This is a genomic window from Corynebacterium marambiense (assembly GCF_016342275.1).
Classification (GTDB): Bacteria; Actinomycetota; Actinomycetes; order Mycobacteriales; family Mycobacteriaceae; genus Corynebacterium; species Corynebacterium marambiense.
Genome location: NZ_JAEIOT010000007.1, coordinates 687,748 through 702,199 on the forward strand (window position 1 = coordinate 687,748; position 14,452 = coordinate 702,199).

Consider the following 14,452-nt stretch of genomic DNA (forward strand, 5'->3'; position numbering starts at 1 on the left):
CCCGAAGCTTCTCCCCTGATCCGGGGCGGGCACCACCTGACGACACCGCGAGGAGGGCATCTCGTGCCGAAAGAACTCCATCCTGTGACCGACGCATACGACAGTGGACGTCTTGACGTCGGGGACGGACAGCTCATCCACTACGAACTCCACGGCGATCCGGAGGGCCGTCCCGTCGTCGTGGTGCACGGTGGTCCCGGCGGAGCGAGTGATCCCTCGGTGTCCCGCTTCTTCGACCCGGAACGCTACCGGGTGATCATGTTCGATCAGAGGGGCTGCGGTCGCTCGACCCCGCACCTGGCCGACCCTGACACCGACTTCACCCGGGCGCTGGAGACGAACACCACCGCTCACCTCATCGCGGATATGGAGAAGCTGCGTGAGCATCTCGGCGTGGAGAGCTGGCAGGTGTTCGGCGGATCCTGGGGATCGACGCTCTCACTGGCCTACGCCCAGGCCCACCCGGAGCGGGTCCAGGAACTCGTCTTGAGGGGTGTCTTCCTGATGCGGCGCAGTGAGCTCGACTGGTTCTACAACGGAGGAGCAGATCATCTGTTCCCCGATCTGTGGGAGGGGTATCTCGAACCGGTTCAGGACGTCCACGGCGGTGACGTCACCGGGTTGGATCTGATCGCCGAATACCACCGGCTGTTGTCCGCCCCGGACCGACGCACCGCTCTCCGGGCGGCCCGTGCCTGGACGGCCTGGGAAAAGTCGACCTCCACGCTGGCAGTCCCGGAGAACGTCGACGCTGATTTGCTCGACGACTACGCGCTCGCCTTCGCGCGAATCGAGAACCACTACTTCATGCACGGGGCGTTCATGCGAGACGGCCAGCTGCTAGAGAAGGCCAACATAGACCGGATCCGGCATATCCCGACAGTGATCGTCCAGGGACGGTACGACGTGGTGTGCCCCGCGCGAAGCGCGTGGGACCTGCATCGGGCCTGGCCGGAGGCAGACCTGAGGATCTGCCCCAACTCCGGTCACTCGCAGATGGAACCAGAGATTTCCCGTACTCTCGTCGCCGCGACCGACCGTTTCGCCGCTGCCACGCCGGCGGGCAGCTGAGCTGCGCCTCCCCCGCTCCGGATGCTCCCCTATGCAGGGGAAACAAAGCTGGTAGAAACGGACATATGTCCACTCGTGAGTTTTTTGAGGTCGAAGCCAAATTCTCCGTCACCGACGACACGGAGATCCCGGATCTGACCGGGATCTCCGGCGTTACTGGGGTCGCCGATACCGCGGTCCATGAACTGTCCGCCGTCTACTACGACACGGGGGATCTCCGCCTCACTCGTTCAAAGATCACCCTGCGCCGCCGGACCGGCGGCACGGACGCCGGCTGGCACGCGAAACTGCCCGGCGACGGCGGACGCAGGGAGCTTCACCACGAGCTGACCGACGAGGACGCGCACACCGTCCCCGAGGCACTCATTGATCCTGTACGGGCGATCGTCCGCGACCTGCCACTCATCCCGATCGCCCGGGTGGACAACGAACGTCACGAGTCAACGCTGACGGACTCCGGGGGAACTGGGTGCGCCGAGTTCTGTGACGACCACGTCACCGCATGGTCGTTGCTCCCCGGCGGGGACCGGACCACCTGGCGGGAATGGGAGATCGAGCTCTCGGACGCCTACGCCGGCACGGACGCGGGCGCAGACCTGATCGAATCCGCCACGGAGCTGTTCCGTACCGCTGGCGCGGCCCCCTCCGCCAGCCCCTCGAAACTGGTCGCCGCCCTGGGGGACTCCCTCGACACCGCACCGACCCCTCCCCGCGTCGCGGAACTGGCTCCGGATTCGGCGGAGGCCGGTGTGCTCGCGGCATTGGCACACAACTACCGCAGACTGCTGGACTACGACCCCAGGGTCCGGCGGGACGAGTGGGATTCCGTGCACCAGATGCGTGTCGCCACACGTGAGCTGCGCAGTCATCTCGAGACCTTCGACGGGGTCATGGACGGTGACAGCTACCGGGGCACCGCGCGTGGGCTCCGCGAACTGGCGGCTGTGCTGGGCACCGCCCGGGACGCGGAGGTCGTCGCCGAACGGTTCCGGGAACTCACCGCTCATGAGGAGACGGAGGTCGTCTCGCCCGAGTCGGCAGCAGCGCTCGTCGACTCGGTCCGTGCCGACTACCGCGACGCGCACGCCCGGGTGGTGGATTATCTGGATTCCCCGGACTATCTGAGACTACTGGCTGAGTTGGAGGAGCTGCTCGCCGATCCGCCCTTCCGGGAGAAGACGGCGGGTGAGGCGGAGAATGACAGTTCCGCGGATACTGCGGCCGAAGTGCTGCTGGAACATCTCGGGCACGCGTACAAGAAACTGCTCACCCGGCACGATCACGCGATGTCCGTCTGGGAGGACGACTCCGTTCCGTTGCGGGAACGGGAGGAGAACATCCACCGGATCCGCAAGGCGGCAAAGAAGCTGCGCTACTCGGCCGAGGCCGTCGGTGCCGCCACAGGCCTGAAGACGAAGCACCTGTACAAGGCCTGCAGCAGGATGCAGTCGGTCCTGGGTGACTTCCAGGACGCCGTCACCTCACGTGACATTCTCCTGGCCAAGGCGGAGCAGGCACGCGCCGCCGACGGTGGTGCGGACACCTTCCTCCACGGACTGCTCTACCAGCGGGAACTGAGCAACGGTGAAAAGGTTCTGGCCGGGTACCGGAAGACGATGGATGCCGTCGTTGACGCCTATTCGGAGTTGGACAACCAGCGGAGGAAAGCCCGACGGAAGGCCGAGCGGACGTCGGGGAAGAAGGAAAAAAAGGGGAAGAAGAAGCACTGATCTTCTTCCCGCGGGCGAATCAGTGGCCCGCGCCGCTTTCCCAGGAGGGTGTCTCGCCCCAGGAGTCATCCTCCCGATCGAGAGCGTCTGCTTCGCGGTTTCGCTGCTTCGCGATGTCCATGGCGTGCCGGGCCTCGCCCTCGGAGTCGTAGGGACCCATGCGGTTGGCCCAGCTACCCTGCTTGCCTGCCACCACCTCACCGGTCTCCGGGTTGTAGTACCACTTCTGGTCGTCGGGGGTCACGGGGTCCATTGTCGGTGTTCTCCTCGCTTCTGTTCGGCGGATGACCGGTCCGGGGTGCCCGGGTACCGGCGACAGGCGGCGCCCGTCGATGCCACGGTTTTCCAGGCTACCGGCGTACCGGGCGATGGGGTGCGGGGACAGCCGCTGCCCACGCCCACGCTGGCCGGGTCCGGCGGACTACAGTGGGACTGTCCGTCACCGATCCAAGGAGCCGAGTTCTTGACCAGTCTGATGTGGCCGATAGCGGGCGATGCAGTCCGGGAGACCGCGCTCGATGAGCATCGAAGCACCTACGGCACCGCCCCCGGGCTCATCGCGAGTGCGCCCGCCACATTCCTCATGATCGGTGAGCACACCGACCCGTACGGCGGGGTCGTGCTGACTGGTCTCTCCGCCAGACAGGTCGTCGTCGCCGCATCGCGTCGATCCGATGACCGGGTAGGGGTCCGGGTGCTGCGTGCCGGTACAGACGGTCGAACGGTGCCTCACACGGCCACCACGACGATGGCGGACCTCGCGGCACACGCGAATCTCCACGAGGCCAAGCAGGATGATCCCGGTGCGGATCTGCCCTCGTCACCGCTCAAGGACGGATCGGATGACTGGGCGAACCGGCTCGGTGGTGTGGCATGGATGATGATCCACCGTCAGTTAATCAGCCGCGAGACCCCGGGGTTCGACATCACGGTGGTCTCGGACATCCCTCCGGGATGTGGTCTCGGCGGCCGGGCGGCGGCGGAGGCCGCGTTCGCCCTCGGACTGGCGGATCTCGCCGGCCATCAACCGGACGCACCCTTGCGTACCCGGGTGGCCGAGATCTGCACGCACGCTGCCACGCTGTTCGGTGCCATCTCCCCACTGCGTGCCCGACACACGACCGCGCTGCGGGGTAGCAGCGAACGGGACCTGGCCGTCATCGACTATGCCGACGGTTCCGTCACCCACGCCCCCTCACCCGCACCCCGGAGTTTCCTCCCCTTCCTGGTGACTGTCCCGGATCCGCCCTCCGAGGCGGCCGGGTCCGGAGTCACCGAGCTGCGCCGGCGGAGTGATTTCATCGCACTCGCCTCCCGGATCTACGGGGTGCCGTCACTCCGGCTGCTTCCCGACGCGGAGGAGCGGGTCATCGACTGGCTCGAGACCGTGCACGAGGTGAAGGGGCCAGGCGCCCAGCCTCCGGTCGCCGAAGCCTCCGGGTGGATGCGGTTCCTCACTGCGGAGACGAGACGGTCCTCCGACTGTGCGGCGCTCCTGCGGTCGCGCCGCATAACGGAAGCTCTCACCCGGCTCACCGCTTCGCAGGAACAGGCATGCGCGGCATTCGGTCTCGGATCCGACACCGATGCCCTGGTGCGGTTGTGTCGGAGCCGGGGGGCAGCTGCGGCCAGGGCTGCGCACGCGGGAGCCTCCGGCGCGGTGATCGCCTGGTTCCCTGTAGGAACCGGCGGACGCGGTGCCCGTGACGCTGCGCTACGGCTCGCTGACGACGGGCTGCTGGTCATCCCGCTGGCCGGTGGGGGCCCGGCGGAGGTGGCCAACGATCCGGTCAACTGGGGCTGACCGTCCAGGACCCGTATTCAGGGGACCCAGGTGAACGACACCTCGCGTTGCGCGATGTCGGCGCCGTCGAGCCGTACGGTGACGCGAGTGCCCTGTTCCGGTGCCCCGGCACAACGGGCGACCACGGGCGGCTCGGCGATGAAGATCCGCGCACTATCGGAGGATTCCGACGTCGCGAGGACGACGGCGCTGAACGTCTCCCCCACCCACGGTTCGAGTACGGTGGCCTCCGCGAGATTGAGGCACGCCCGATCCACGCTACTGGCCAGTGGGGCCGTCCTGTGCATCGTCTCCAGGACGTCGGAGGCACCGTCCTCGGCCCATTCCGGGACCGGTGTGCCGTTGTGGATCGCGAGACAGAATTCGGTGGCGTAGCGGTCGACCAGACGCCGCAGGGGCGCGGTCACGTGGGCGTAGTAGCCACCGACGCCGGCGTGGGTGAACTCCTCCTGGGTCTCACCTTCTTCCCCAGTGAGGATTTCGTATCCGGCGCCCCGCAGGAGTTTCTGGGCTTCACGCATGACGGCCATGCCCTTCGGCCCGGTGACGTCGACCTGGTCGAGGAATGTTCCGATCGGATCGGCGGGGTCATAGGCGTAACCGAGGGCGGCGACCTCGGCGGCGAATTCCCAGAGGTCCGCAGGTTCTGCCGGTGCAAGGGTGCGGAGAATGCCGACGCCCGCGGAGGCCATCAACCGCCCGGCGATCATCCCGGTGAGCAGTGAGATCTCGGAGTTGTACTCCATCATCGCCAGGCGCGGCTCAACATCGAGCCGGTAGCGGCCGTCGGGTTGCTTCCCTACGCTCTGGGCGGGGGTGCTTAGAGAGACCGCTCTGCGGCGGAGCGCCGTCCGGGAACGCAGCTCACCAACCTCGGGGAGCAACCGGATTGCCGGATGGAGTCTCCCGTTCTCCATGTCAGACGTGGTTTCGACATAGTTGAACCGGGCCCGGCTGCGGACCAGCGCACGGGTGAGATCGTATCCGGTGACCTCACCCCGGGAGTCGAGACGCATACTCCAGAGGACGGCCGGGCGGTCAACGTCGGGTAGGAGGCTCGCGGCCCCCTCGGACAGTTCCGGTGGGTGCAGACGCGCAGGACCGTCCGGCAGGTAGATCGTCTGTCCCCGGTGCAGGGATTCCGCGGCGACCCGGCCTGCGGGATCGACAAATGCGGCGACATCTGCGATCGCGTAGTGCACGAGATAGCCGTTTCCGTCCGGCCGGATGCACACCGCCTGATCGAGGTCCATGGATCCCTCTGGATCGATGGTGACCAGATCGATGTCCCGCCGATCGAGCCGCTGCCCGGTATACCGGTCGGTGGCGGCTGCGGCCTCGCTGCTGACCCATTCGTCGAAGTCACGGACGATCCCGAATTCCTCGGCGATACCACTGAAGTCTAGTGCGGCCGCATAGAGTCTCATGGGGTTCGATTCTGGCACATCCGGCAATCGCGGAGTCGATCATTCACCACCTGTTCGCGTGACGATAACCAACAGCAGCTCCGCGCGGACCACCGGATCTGAGAGATCCACCTCGGTGACCTCGCTGATCCGGGCTAGTCGGGTGCGGATGGTGTGCCGGTGCACGCCGAGCGTCGCGGCACACACGGCAATCCGACCGTGTCCCCGAAGGTAGGAAACCAGGGTTTCCGCGAGCTCGGTCCCATTCACCCGATCGTGGTCGACGAGCCGTTCCCAGGTCTGTGCAGCACGGGTGTCGAGGGCGGCACGGACCGCGGGATCGTGGAGCCACCTCGCACGTGCACTGTCCCCGGAGGCGCCGAGGGGGCGGGTCTTGGCGTCGATGACCAGATCATGCACCATGTCCGTGTCGAGCTCCCGCCAGTGCACCGGTGAGCCAACCGCCACGCGGACCTCCGCCGCGGAAGACCCGAGAAGCTCCATGATTCCGCGCACCCCACGGGTTCCGCGGAACAGCAGGAGCACGGAACCCGGACCCACCCACAGGTTGTACAGATACCTGCCGCGGGACTGCAGGGCGTCATCGACGACGCTGACAGCCCGCTCGACGGTTCCGGTGTGATCACCGTGGATGATTACGGGGCGGACCCTGCCCCGCGCATCGGTCACGGCACCGAACACCCGGTCGACGGTGTCGGCTTCGTTCTCCACACCGAGAAGAAGCGCCATCGCCATGGTGTTCATTTCCGCGCGAGCGGCGCGCAGGTGCGCGGGCCGCTGAAGCAGGATGTCGGCGAGGCCTGCGGCGTGCCGGATGAGGGCGCGACCGGATGGACCGATGGGGCCGGGAGACTCCATGGCGAGCACGTGGCACCGTTCCCCGTGGCTGGACATCCGGTAGGTGTACGTGAATCCGTCTCCGGCTGCGGTCGGACCGGCAGAGTCTCGGCCGGTGCGAATCGACGCCACGGCCGCAGCTGTGGCGCTGCGTGTCCCCCGGTCCAGGCGGAGAACACTGCGGCCGTCGTTGTCCACGATCGACACAGCAGATTCGAGCACCTCAGATAGTTTCCTCCCCATGGCCTCGAGGCCACCGGTCACAGCGTGCTGGCTGAGCAGTTCCTGGGAGTTGATCAGCTGCTGGCGTTCGATGTTGCCAAGCCTGGTGCGCTCATCCCCCACGGCACCCAGTATCGAGGCGAAAGGGATGTGCCGCGGTACCTCGAACACAGCGAGGCCCGCCGCCCGGGCACCGGTGATGAGCTCCGCGGGGACCTCGTCGAACACGAGCCCGGTCCCCAGCCCGACCGCGGTGGCACCTGCGTCGGCGAGAGTCCTGCAGTAGGCGGTGAGGCGCTCCGGACCGTCGACGAAGGAGATGCCGACGGTGAGGATGATGGCACCAGGAATCAGGAACTCTGCCGGATCCTCGAGTTCGGTGGGTTGGATGACGGTGAACTCCCGCGCACCCGGGACCAGTTCCACGAGTTCGAGATGCTCCTGGCTCATCAACCAGCGGAACTGCAGCCTCGGCGTACCTGTACGAAACATGGACAACTATCCAATCTGGACAAACAGAGAAGCACTTTTATCCAGTATGGCCCTCCACGTGTGGCGTGCGGTGGACCCATAATTGTGAGCCCAGACACCAGCGATGCAGGAAGCGCCGTTCGCCACACGGTGTAGTACCCCCAAGACACCCCTTATCACACGCACAATCAAGGAGAACCAGAGTGAAAGATCTTGATCACCGCATCCCCCAGAAGCGGGCCATCGTCACCGCGCTACCGGGCCCGAAATCGGCTGCGTTCACTCAGCGCCGCCGCACGGCGGTTCCGCCTGCCCTGTCGCCGCAGTTGCCTGCCTGCGTCGTCGACGCGGACGGCGGTGTCCTCGTCGACGCCGACGGCAACAGCTTCATCGACTTCGCCTCCGGCATCGCGGTCACCTCAGTCGGTGCCTCCAACAGGCGGGTCGCCACGGCGGTCGCGGAGTCCGCGCACCGATTCCTGCACACGAGCTTCATGATCTCCCCCTACGAGAGCTATGTCGCGGTGTGCGAACGACTCAACGAACTCACACCAGGTGACCACGAGCGCCGCACGATCCTGCTCAACTCCGGTGCCGAGGCGGTCGAGAACGCGGTGAAGATCGCCCGCAGCCACACAGGGCGACCGGCGGTGGTCGTGTTCGAGCACGCGTACCACGGCCGGACCAACCTGACGATGGCGATGACAGCGAAGAACGCGCCCTACAAATCGGGTTTCGGGCCCTTCGCCTCCGATATCTACCGAGCGCCGATGTCCTACCCACTGCATGACCATCTCGACGGCAAAGCGGCGGCACAGCGGACAATCACCATGATCGAGCAACAGGTCGGTGCGTCAAACCTCGCTTGTGTCGTCATTGAGCCGGTTCAGGGAGAGGGCGGTTTTATCGAGCCTGCCCCCGGCTTCCTGGAGGCGGTCGTCGACTGGTGCAGGGACAACGGGGTTGTCTTCGTCGCCGACGAGATCCAGTCGGGGCTCTGCCGCACCGGTGACTGGTTCGCCTGCGACAGGGAGGGCATCGTGCCGGACCTGGTGTGCACCGCGAAGGCCTTAGCCGGAGGGATGCCTCTGTCTGCGGTCACGGGCCGAGCGGAGATCATGGACGCGGTCGGCCCCGGCGGCCTCGGAGGTACTTACGGCGGAAACCCCGTTACCTGCGACGCTGCCCTCGCGGCCCTCGACCAAATGGCGGAACTCGATCTGTGTGCTCGCGCCCGGGACATCGGATCGATCATTCACGAAGTGCTCGATCCTGTCGCCGAGAAATCCTCCCGGATCGCCGAGATCCGCGGGCGCGGGGCGATGATCGCCCTCGAGCTGACCACCCCCGATGGTGCTCCGGACAAGAAATACGCCTCGACGGTGCAGTCCGCCTGCCGCGACACTGGCGTCCTAATTCTCACCTGCGGGATGAACGGCAACGTCATCCGGCTACTGCCGCCCCTGGTGATCAACGAAGACCTGCTGCGCGAAGGACTGGGCATACTCGCCGATGCCCTGACCGACTACGCCTAAACCCCGCCACCGACCGAAAGGAGTCCGATGCGCACACCACACGCCGCGAAGACCGTGCTCCCGGGCGACCACGGGCACCCGACCTCCATCACGGTTCTCCAGGGTATCGCCCTGATCTTCGGAACCAACATCGGAGCAGGCATCCTCTCCCTGCCATACGCAGGGCGGAACGGAGGATTCCTCGCCCTCTTGGTAGCCCTGGCACTCGCCGGAACGCTCACCACAATCTCAATGCTGTACGTCGCCGAAGTGTCGATGCGGACCCGGAAACCTCTGCAGCTTTCCGGCCTCGCAGAGAAGTACCTCGGCAACACCGGCCGCTGGCTGGTGTTCCTGGCCATCATCGTCAACGGCACTGGTGCCCTCATCGCGTACGCCGCCGGATCCGGCACCCTCGTTTACAACCTGCTGGGTGTTCCCCCGATCCTGGGAACTCTGGTGTTCTTCGGCACCGGTACCTTCCTCATGTGGAAGGGCCTGCACGCCACGGGCGCCGCGGAGGGCGCGATCACCTCCGGAATGGCGATCATCATCGCCATTCTCTGCGGCTGGACGTTCATCGGCCCCGGAATCAGTGCCGAGAATCTCCTCGTCCTGCACCCGCTCTACATCATTCCCATCATCAACCTCGCCGTCTTCGCCTTTCTCGCCCAGTACGTCGTCCCCGAAATCACCCGTGGCCTCGAGAACTCGAACCCCGGAGCCGTACCGAAGGTCATCATCATCGGCATGTGCATCACCGGTTTCACCCTCGCACTGGTCCCCTTCGCCGCGCTCGGTCTCATGGGCCGGGACGTCAGTGAAGTGGTGACAATCGCCTGGGGCGAGGAACTCGGACAAGCCGCCTATTATTTGGCCAACATCTTCGCCCTGTGCGCGATGTTCACGTCGTTCCTCGCGATCGGCTTCACGACCATGCGTAACATCCTCGACATCCTGCACTGGCCGCAGTACGGGAAGCACCGGACGGTCGCGGTCGCCGCCACTGTCGTCCCGCCGATGATCATCTCGCTCGTCGGCCTGGGTAGCTTCGTTGCCGCCCTTAGCTACGCCGGCGGATTCGCCGGTGCGATCATGTCGGTGATACCGGTCATGATGCTGCACGCGGCCCGGCGCAACGGTGACCGGGAACCGGCATGGCAGGTGACGTGGCAGGCCCACCCCGTCATCCAGGGCACGATCATCGTCGTCTACGTGACCGCCTTCATCTACTCAATCATCTCCGCCCTCGGCTGGGTCCCCTCCTCCTGGACGTAACCACCGGATCAGTGCGCCGTCATGACGTGCTTGATCCGGGTGTACTCCTCGACCGAGTAGAGGGAGAGGTCCTTGCCGTAGCCCGAGTCCAGGAAACCTCCGTGGGGCATCTCTGCGACGAGCGGTATGTGGCAGTTGATCCATACGCATCCGAAGTCGAGTTCGCGTGAGCACCGCTCCGCGGTTGCATGGTCGGTGGTCCACACCGAGGACGCCAGCCCGTAGTCGACGTCGTTGCCCATCCTGATAGCCTCGTCCGTTCCGGTAAAGGGCTGCACCGTGATGACGGGACCAAAGATCTCCCGCCGGATGGCGTCATCGGTCTGCCGGAGACCGGTGACCACCGTGGGTTGCACGTAGAATCCGGTATCCCCGATCCGGTGTCCACCAGTCACGACGGTCGCGTGAGCGGGCAGATCCCGGATCACCGAGAGGACCTTCTCCAGGTGTCTGGCGTTATTCAGCGCCCCGTAGAACGCGTCGTCGTCATCGGGATGCCCGGGGCGGAGCTTGACTGCTTCGGCCACGAGAAGATCGACAAACCGGTCGTGGACGCTCTGTTCCACGATGACTCTCGTCGCCGCGGTGCAGTCCTGACCGGCATTGAACAAACCCGCCTGTGCGATGCCCTCCGCCGCCGCCGGGAGATCGGCGTCCGCGAAGACGAGGACGGGGGCCTTTCCGCCGAGTTCCAGGTGCGAGCGTTTGAGGTTGGTTCCGGCGCTGCCACCGACGGCGCGGCCCGCGGCCACCGATCCGGTGATGGACACCATCCGGACATCGGGATGCGCCATGAGTGTCGCCCCGGTGGAGGCGTCACCGAGGACGATGTTCACCACGCCAGGCGGGAGGATACCGCCGAGGAGTCGGGCCAGTTCCAGCGTCGATGAGGGAGTGGTGTCGGCGGGTTTGAGCACCACGGTGTTGCCCGCGGCCAGGGCGGGACCGAGCTTCCAGAGCGCCATCATGAGCGGATAGTTCCACGGCGTGACCTGCGCGACCACACCAATCGGCTCGCGGCGCACCATCGACGAGAAACCGCCCATGTACTCCCCTCCAGCCAACCCACTCAGTGTCCGGGCGGCGCCCGCGAAGAACCGGATCTGATCTGCGCCGACGACGCATTCCTCAGATTCGATCAGGGAGATGATCTGTCCGGTCTCCCGCGACTGGATCTCCGCCAGGTGACGGGAGTTGCCCTCGATGGCGTCCGCGAACTTCAGCAGGAGAGACTGCCGAAGGGCGGGGGTCGTGCCACGCCAGCTCCGGAAGGCTTCCACAGCGGCGGACACCGCCGCGTCGACATCCGCTTCCCCGGAGACCGGGGAGATCGCGGTGACCAGGCCCGTGACGGGACTGATGAGTTCGATGGTCCCGGTTCCCTGGGCGTCGACGAACGAGTTACCGATGAAGTTCTGGAGGGTTGTCGGCACGATGGTGTGGTCCTTCCGGTCTGAGCACCGGGTGGAGGTGCGGGAGGTGACCCCGGATCGACCGGGGAACACCGCGTGGACCTCAGTGTAGGGACATCACGGGACACGTGCCCGCACCCGGGGATCGGCGCGATGATCGCGGACCGGGGAGGCCGTCGGAACGTTCGGGCGAATGAGCCGACCTATAAGCCGGATTCTGTACCGCGCCGTGTGACCGGTGCGGCGGCGGTCATCCATCTGGACGCACCATTGCTGGGCGCCTCGAGCGGTTGACCCGCGAACTCGGGCGGGCAGCCCTCGATCGTCCGCGCAGGCACACCGTTGTCTCCCTGAGGAGCCGTCGGTGCGCCCTCTTACCTTGCTCCGGGTGGGGTTTACCTAGCCACCGCAGTCACCTGCGGTGCTGGTGCGCTCTTACCGCACCGTTTCACCCTTACCCCGCGCGCCCGGTTCCCCGGGGTGTGGGGCGGTTTGTTTTCTGTGGCACTGTCCCGCAGGTCACCCTGGGTTGCCATTAACAACCACCCTGCCACTGTGGAGTCCGGACTTTCCTCGGCTCGGTGTCTGCACGGACAGGGATGAACCCGCCCGCCGTTTCACCGGCCGCGACCGCCCGGCCGACTCATTCGCACCCGTCACTGTACCGTGTCGCGGACCGCACGCATGATCCAACCGGCGCTGGGGAAGGTCAGCGCAGGTGGGCGGTCTCGTTGACGAGGCGGACAGTGGTCGGACCGTCGGCGTAGAACTCGGCGACGGACAGAGACGCGAGATCGAGGTGCATGCGGTGGAAGATCCCCGGCCCGGCGTCAAGGGCGAGCCGGAGGATTCCCTTGATCGGGGTGACGTGGCTAACGACGAGGACGTTCGCCTCGCGGTAGGTATCCACGATGTGCTTCTTCGCACGCTTGATCCGGCGATACGCTGTCTGGAGTGATTCCCCGCCGGGTGGCGACACCGAGGTGTCGCTCAGCCACTTTTCGTGCAGCTCAGGGTCCGCGTCCCTGGCCTGCCCGAAGGTCAACCCGTCCCAGGCACCGAAATCGAGTTCGGTGAGTTCGTCGAGGACGTCGACGTCGAGCCCGAGGGCCGCGGCGCACATCTCCGCGGTTTCGCGGGTACGCGCCAGCGGTGACGACACGATCGCGTCGATGCCGCCGCGTGCCGAGAGCATCGCCGCAGCGAGTTCCGCCTGCCGTCGGCCCACGGCGGTGAGTGACGGGTTGCCCCGCCCGGAGTAGCGGCGCTCCGCCGACATCTCCGTCTGCCCGTGGCGGAGCAGGATCATGCGGGTGGGGCGAGTCACCGCCCCGTTCCACGAGGTCGGGGCTGCGGTGGCGGTGGCCGAACTGTCCTTCTCGACGGTGACACCGGCCTCAGCGACGACCGGGGTGTCGCCGGAACGCTCCCCGAGGTCGATCTTGCCCGGTTCCGCCCCGTCGGCGCCGGCGTCCATCGCGATGTTCGCCAACTCATCGGCCCGGCTGTTCTTCTTGCGCGGAATCCAGGTGTAGTGGATTCCCTCGAACCGGGATGCGAGACCACGGGCCTCGAGGGCGAGCTTCTTCATGTCGGGGTGCTTGACCTTCCACCGTCCGGACATCTGCTCGACGACGAGTTTGGAGTCCAACCGGACCTCGACATGGGTGGCGCCGAGGTCATGTGCCGCAATCAGCCCGTTGATCAGGCCACGGTACTCGGCGACGTTGTTGGTCGTCTTCCCGACGAACTCGGAGATCCTGCGGAGGACCTTCTCGCCTCGTTCGTCGAGCAGCAGAGTTCCGCTGCCCGCAATCCCGGGGTTGCCGCGGGAACCTCCGTCAGCTTCGATGATCACCTTCACGGTGTGTCCTTAAAGTCTCGTCCGATAGCGGGTCAGCTGCGGATTAGCCAGGTTCCGCACTCCGGGCAGCGGGGGATGCTGTCCTTCGCGGTGGCACGGATCCGAGAGATCCCCGCGGCGGGCAGCACCAGGTAGCAGGCCGTGCACGAGTTTCCGGCGAACCGGGCAGCCCCCACCCCGAATGACTCGTACTGCTCGTCGTAGGCATCGAGTGCGTCGGGCGCGACCTCCGCCAGGCGGGACCGAAGGTTCTCCCGCTTGTTTATGAGGTCGGTATGGGCGGACTCCCGGCCCTGGAGGGCAGCGTCGCGGGCACGGGTGGCGGCTGCGATCTTCTCCTCGATCTCGTCGAACAGCGCGCCATCGGAGTCGTGGTTGAGGTCCGTGGCCTCGATCCGGCGACGCATGTTCTCGCGTTCCTCCGTGATCTCCCGGATTCGCCGGCGGGTCGAGGCGAGATCGTGCTCGAGATCGCGCCGGTCCTCCATATCGGTGGCGGCACCGAGCCCGTCGAGGTCGGCCTTCTGCCTGCGTTCCAGCTTCGTCAGATCGTGGTCGAGGCGACCGAGGTCACGCCGCAGATCATCGACCCCCATCTTGGAAACCGCCGCGCCGTCCCGGAGTGTCGCGCGCTCAGCGATGAGGGCGTCGAGCTCCTTCTGTTCATCGAGGGTATGCTCAGCGCGATCGACGGTGAGCGCTGCGTCGGTGTCAGCGAGATCGAGAAGAAGACGCTGGTGGTCGGGGGCGAGTTTCACGGTGGTGCTTTCTGTTCTTCGGTTGGTGCGGTGGGTCACGGTGGTTGGTCGTGATCACGGTACG

At 66.1% G+C, this 14,452-nt stretch carries 11 protein-coding genes and 1 other RNA gene; 5 read left to right on the top strand and 7 right to left on the bottom strand.

Going from position 1 to position 14,452, the window contains the following annotated elements; genetic code table 11:
* Positions 1-63: 63 nt before the first annotated feature.
* On the top strand, positions 64-1,071 hold the full coding sequence (pip, locus tag JDV76_RS08130) for a prolyl aminopeptidase (RefSeq protein WP_198736341.1): 1,008 nt from the start codon (positions 64-66) through the stop codon (positions 1,069-1,071).
* A 65-nt stretch (positions 1,072-1,136) separates the two neighbouring features.
* A complete protein-coding gene (locus tag JDV76_RS08135; RefSeq protein WP_198736342.1) occupies positions 1,137-2,801 on the top strand; it encodes a CYTH and CHAD domain-containing protein in 1,665 nt (554 codons plus the stop codon).
* A gap of 19 nt (positions 2,802-2,820) precedes the next feature.
* On the opposite strand, the gene JDV76_RS08140 is transcribed toward JDV76_RS08135, so the two are convergent.
* The gene (locus JDV76_RS08140) at positions 2,821-3,054 is read right to left on the bottom strand and encodes a hypothetical protein (protein WP_198736343.1); all 234 of its coding nucleotides are present in this window, start codon (positions 3,052-3,054) and stop codon (positions 2,821-2,823) included.
* Positions 3,055-3,264: 210 nt separating this feature from the next.
* Between JDV76_RS08140 and JDV76_RS08145 the strand changes: the two genes are divergently transcribed.
* A complete protein-coding gene (locus tag JDV76_RS08145) occupies positions 3,265-4,605 on the top strand; it encodes a galactokinase family protein (RefSeq protein WP_198736344.1) in 1,341 nt (446 codons plus the stop codon).
* A 17-nt stretch (positions 4,606-4,622) separates the two neighbouring features.
* On the opposite strand, the gene JDV76_RS08150 is transcribed toward JDV76_RS08145, so the two are convergent.
* Together JDV76_RS08150 and JDV76_RS08155 are read right to left on the bottom strand one after the other, a co-directional pair.
* A complete protein-coding gene (locus tag JDV76_RS08150) occupies positions 4,623-6,032 on the bottom strand; it encodes an RNB domain-containing ribonuclease (RefSeq protein WP_198736345.1) in 1,410 nt (469 codons plus the stop codon).
* Positions 6,033-6,071: 39 nt separating this feature from the next.
* A complete protein-coding gene (locus JDV76_RS08155; protein ID WP_198736346.1) occupies positions 6,072-7,583 on the bottom strand; it encodes a PucR family transcriptional regulator in 1,512 nt (503 codons plus the stop codon).
* 182 nt (positions 7,584-7,765) lie between these two features.
* Here JDV76_RS08155 and gabT point away from each other — a divergent pair, with 182 nt between their 5' ends.
* Together gabT and JDV76_RS08165 are read left to right on the top strand one after the other, a co-directional pair.
* Positions 7,766-9,097, top strand: coding sequence for a 4-aminobutyrate--2-oxoglutarate transaminase (gene gabT, locus JDV76_RS08160; RefSeq protein WP_198736347.1), 1,332 nt, complete (start codon positions 7,766-7,768; stop codon positions 9,095-9,097).
* 27 nt (positions 9,098-9,124) lie between these two features.
* On the top strand, positions 9,125-10,354 hold the full coding sequence (locus JDV76_RS08165) for an aromatic amino acid transport family protein (protein ID WP_198736348.1): 1,230 nt from the start codon (positions 9,125-9,127) through the stop codon (positions 10,352-10,354).
* An 8-nt stretch (positions 10,355-10,362) separates the two neighbouring features.
* Here the strand turns inward: JDV76_RS08165 and JDV76_RS08170 are convergent, their stop codons facing one another.
* From JDV76_RS08170 to JDV76_RS12925, 4 genes are all read right to left on the bottom strand, one after another.
* A complete protein-coding gene (locus JDV76_RS08170; protein WP_198736466.1) occupies positions 10,363-11,790 on the bottom strand; it encodes an aminobutyraldehyde dehydrogenase in 1,428 nt (475 codons plus the stop codon).
* A gap of 166 nt (positions 11,791-11,956) precedes the next feature.
* Positions 11,957-12,412, bottom strand: an RNA gene (rnpB, locus tag JDV76_RS08175) — RNase P RNA component class A.
* A gap of 63 nt (positions 12,413-12,475) precedes the next feature.
* Positions 12,476-13,630 carry a bifunctional RNase H/acid phosphatase gene (locus tag JDV76_RS08180; protein ID WP_198736349.1) on the bottom strand — a complete coding sequence of 385 codons (1,155 nt, stop codon included), beginning with the start codon at positions 13,628-13,630 and terminating at the stop codon, positions 12,476-12,478.
* A gap of 32 nt (positions 13,631-13,662) precedes the next feature.
* Positions 13,663-14,388 (bottom strand): zinc ribbon domain-containing protein, encoded by a 726-nt coding sequence (locus JDV76_RS12925; RefSeq protein WP_198736350.1) that lies wholly within the window; start codon positions 14,386-14,388, stop codon positions 13,663-13,665.
* Positions 14,389-14,452 lie beyond the last annotated feature (64 nt).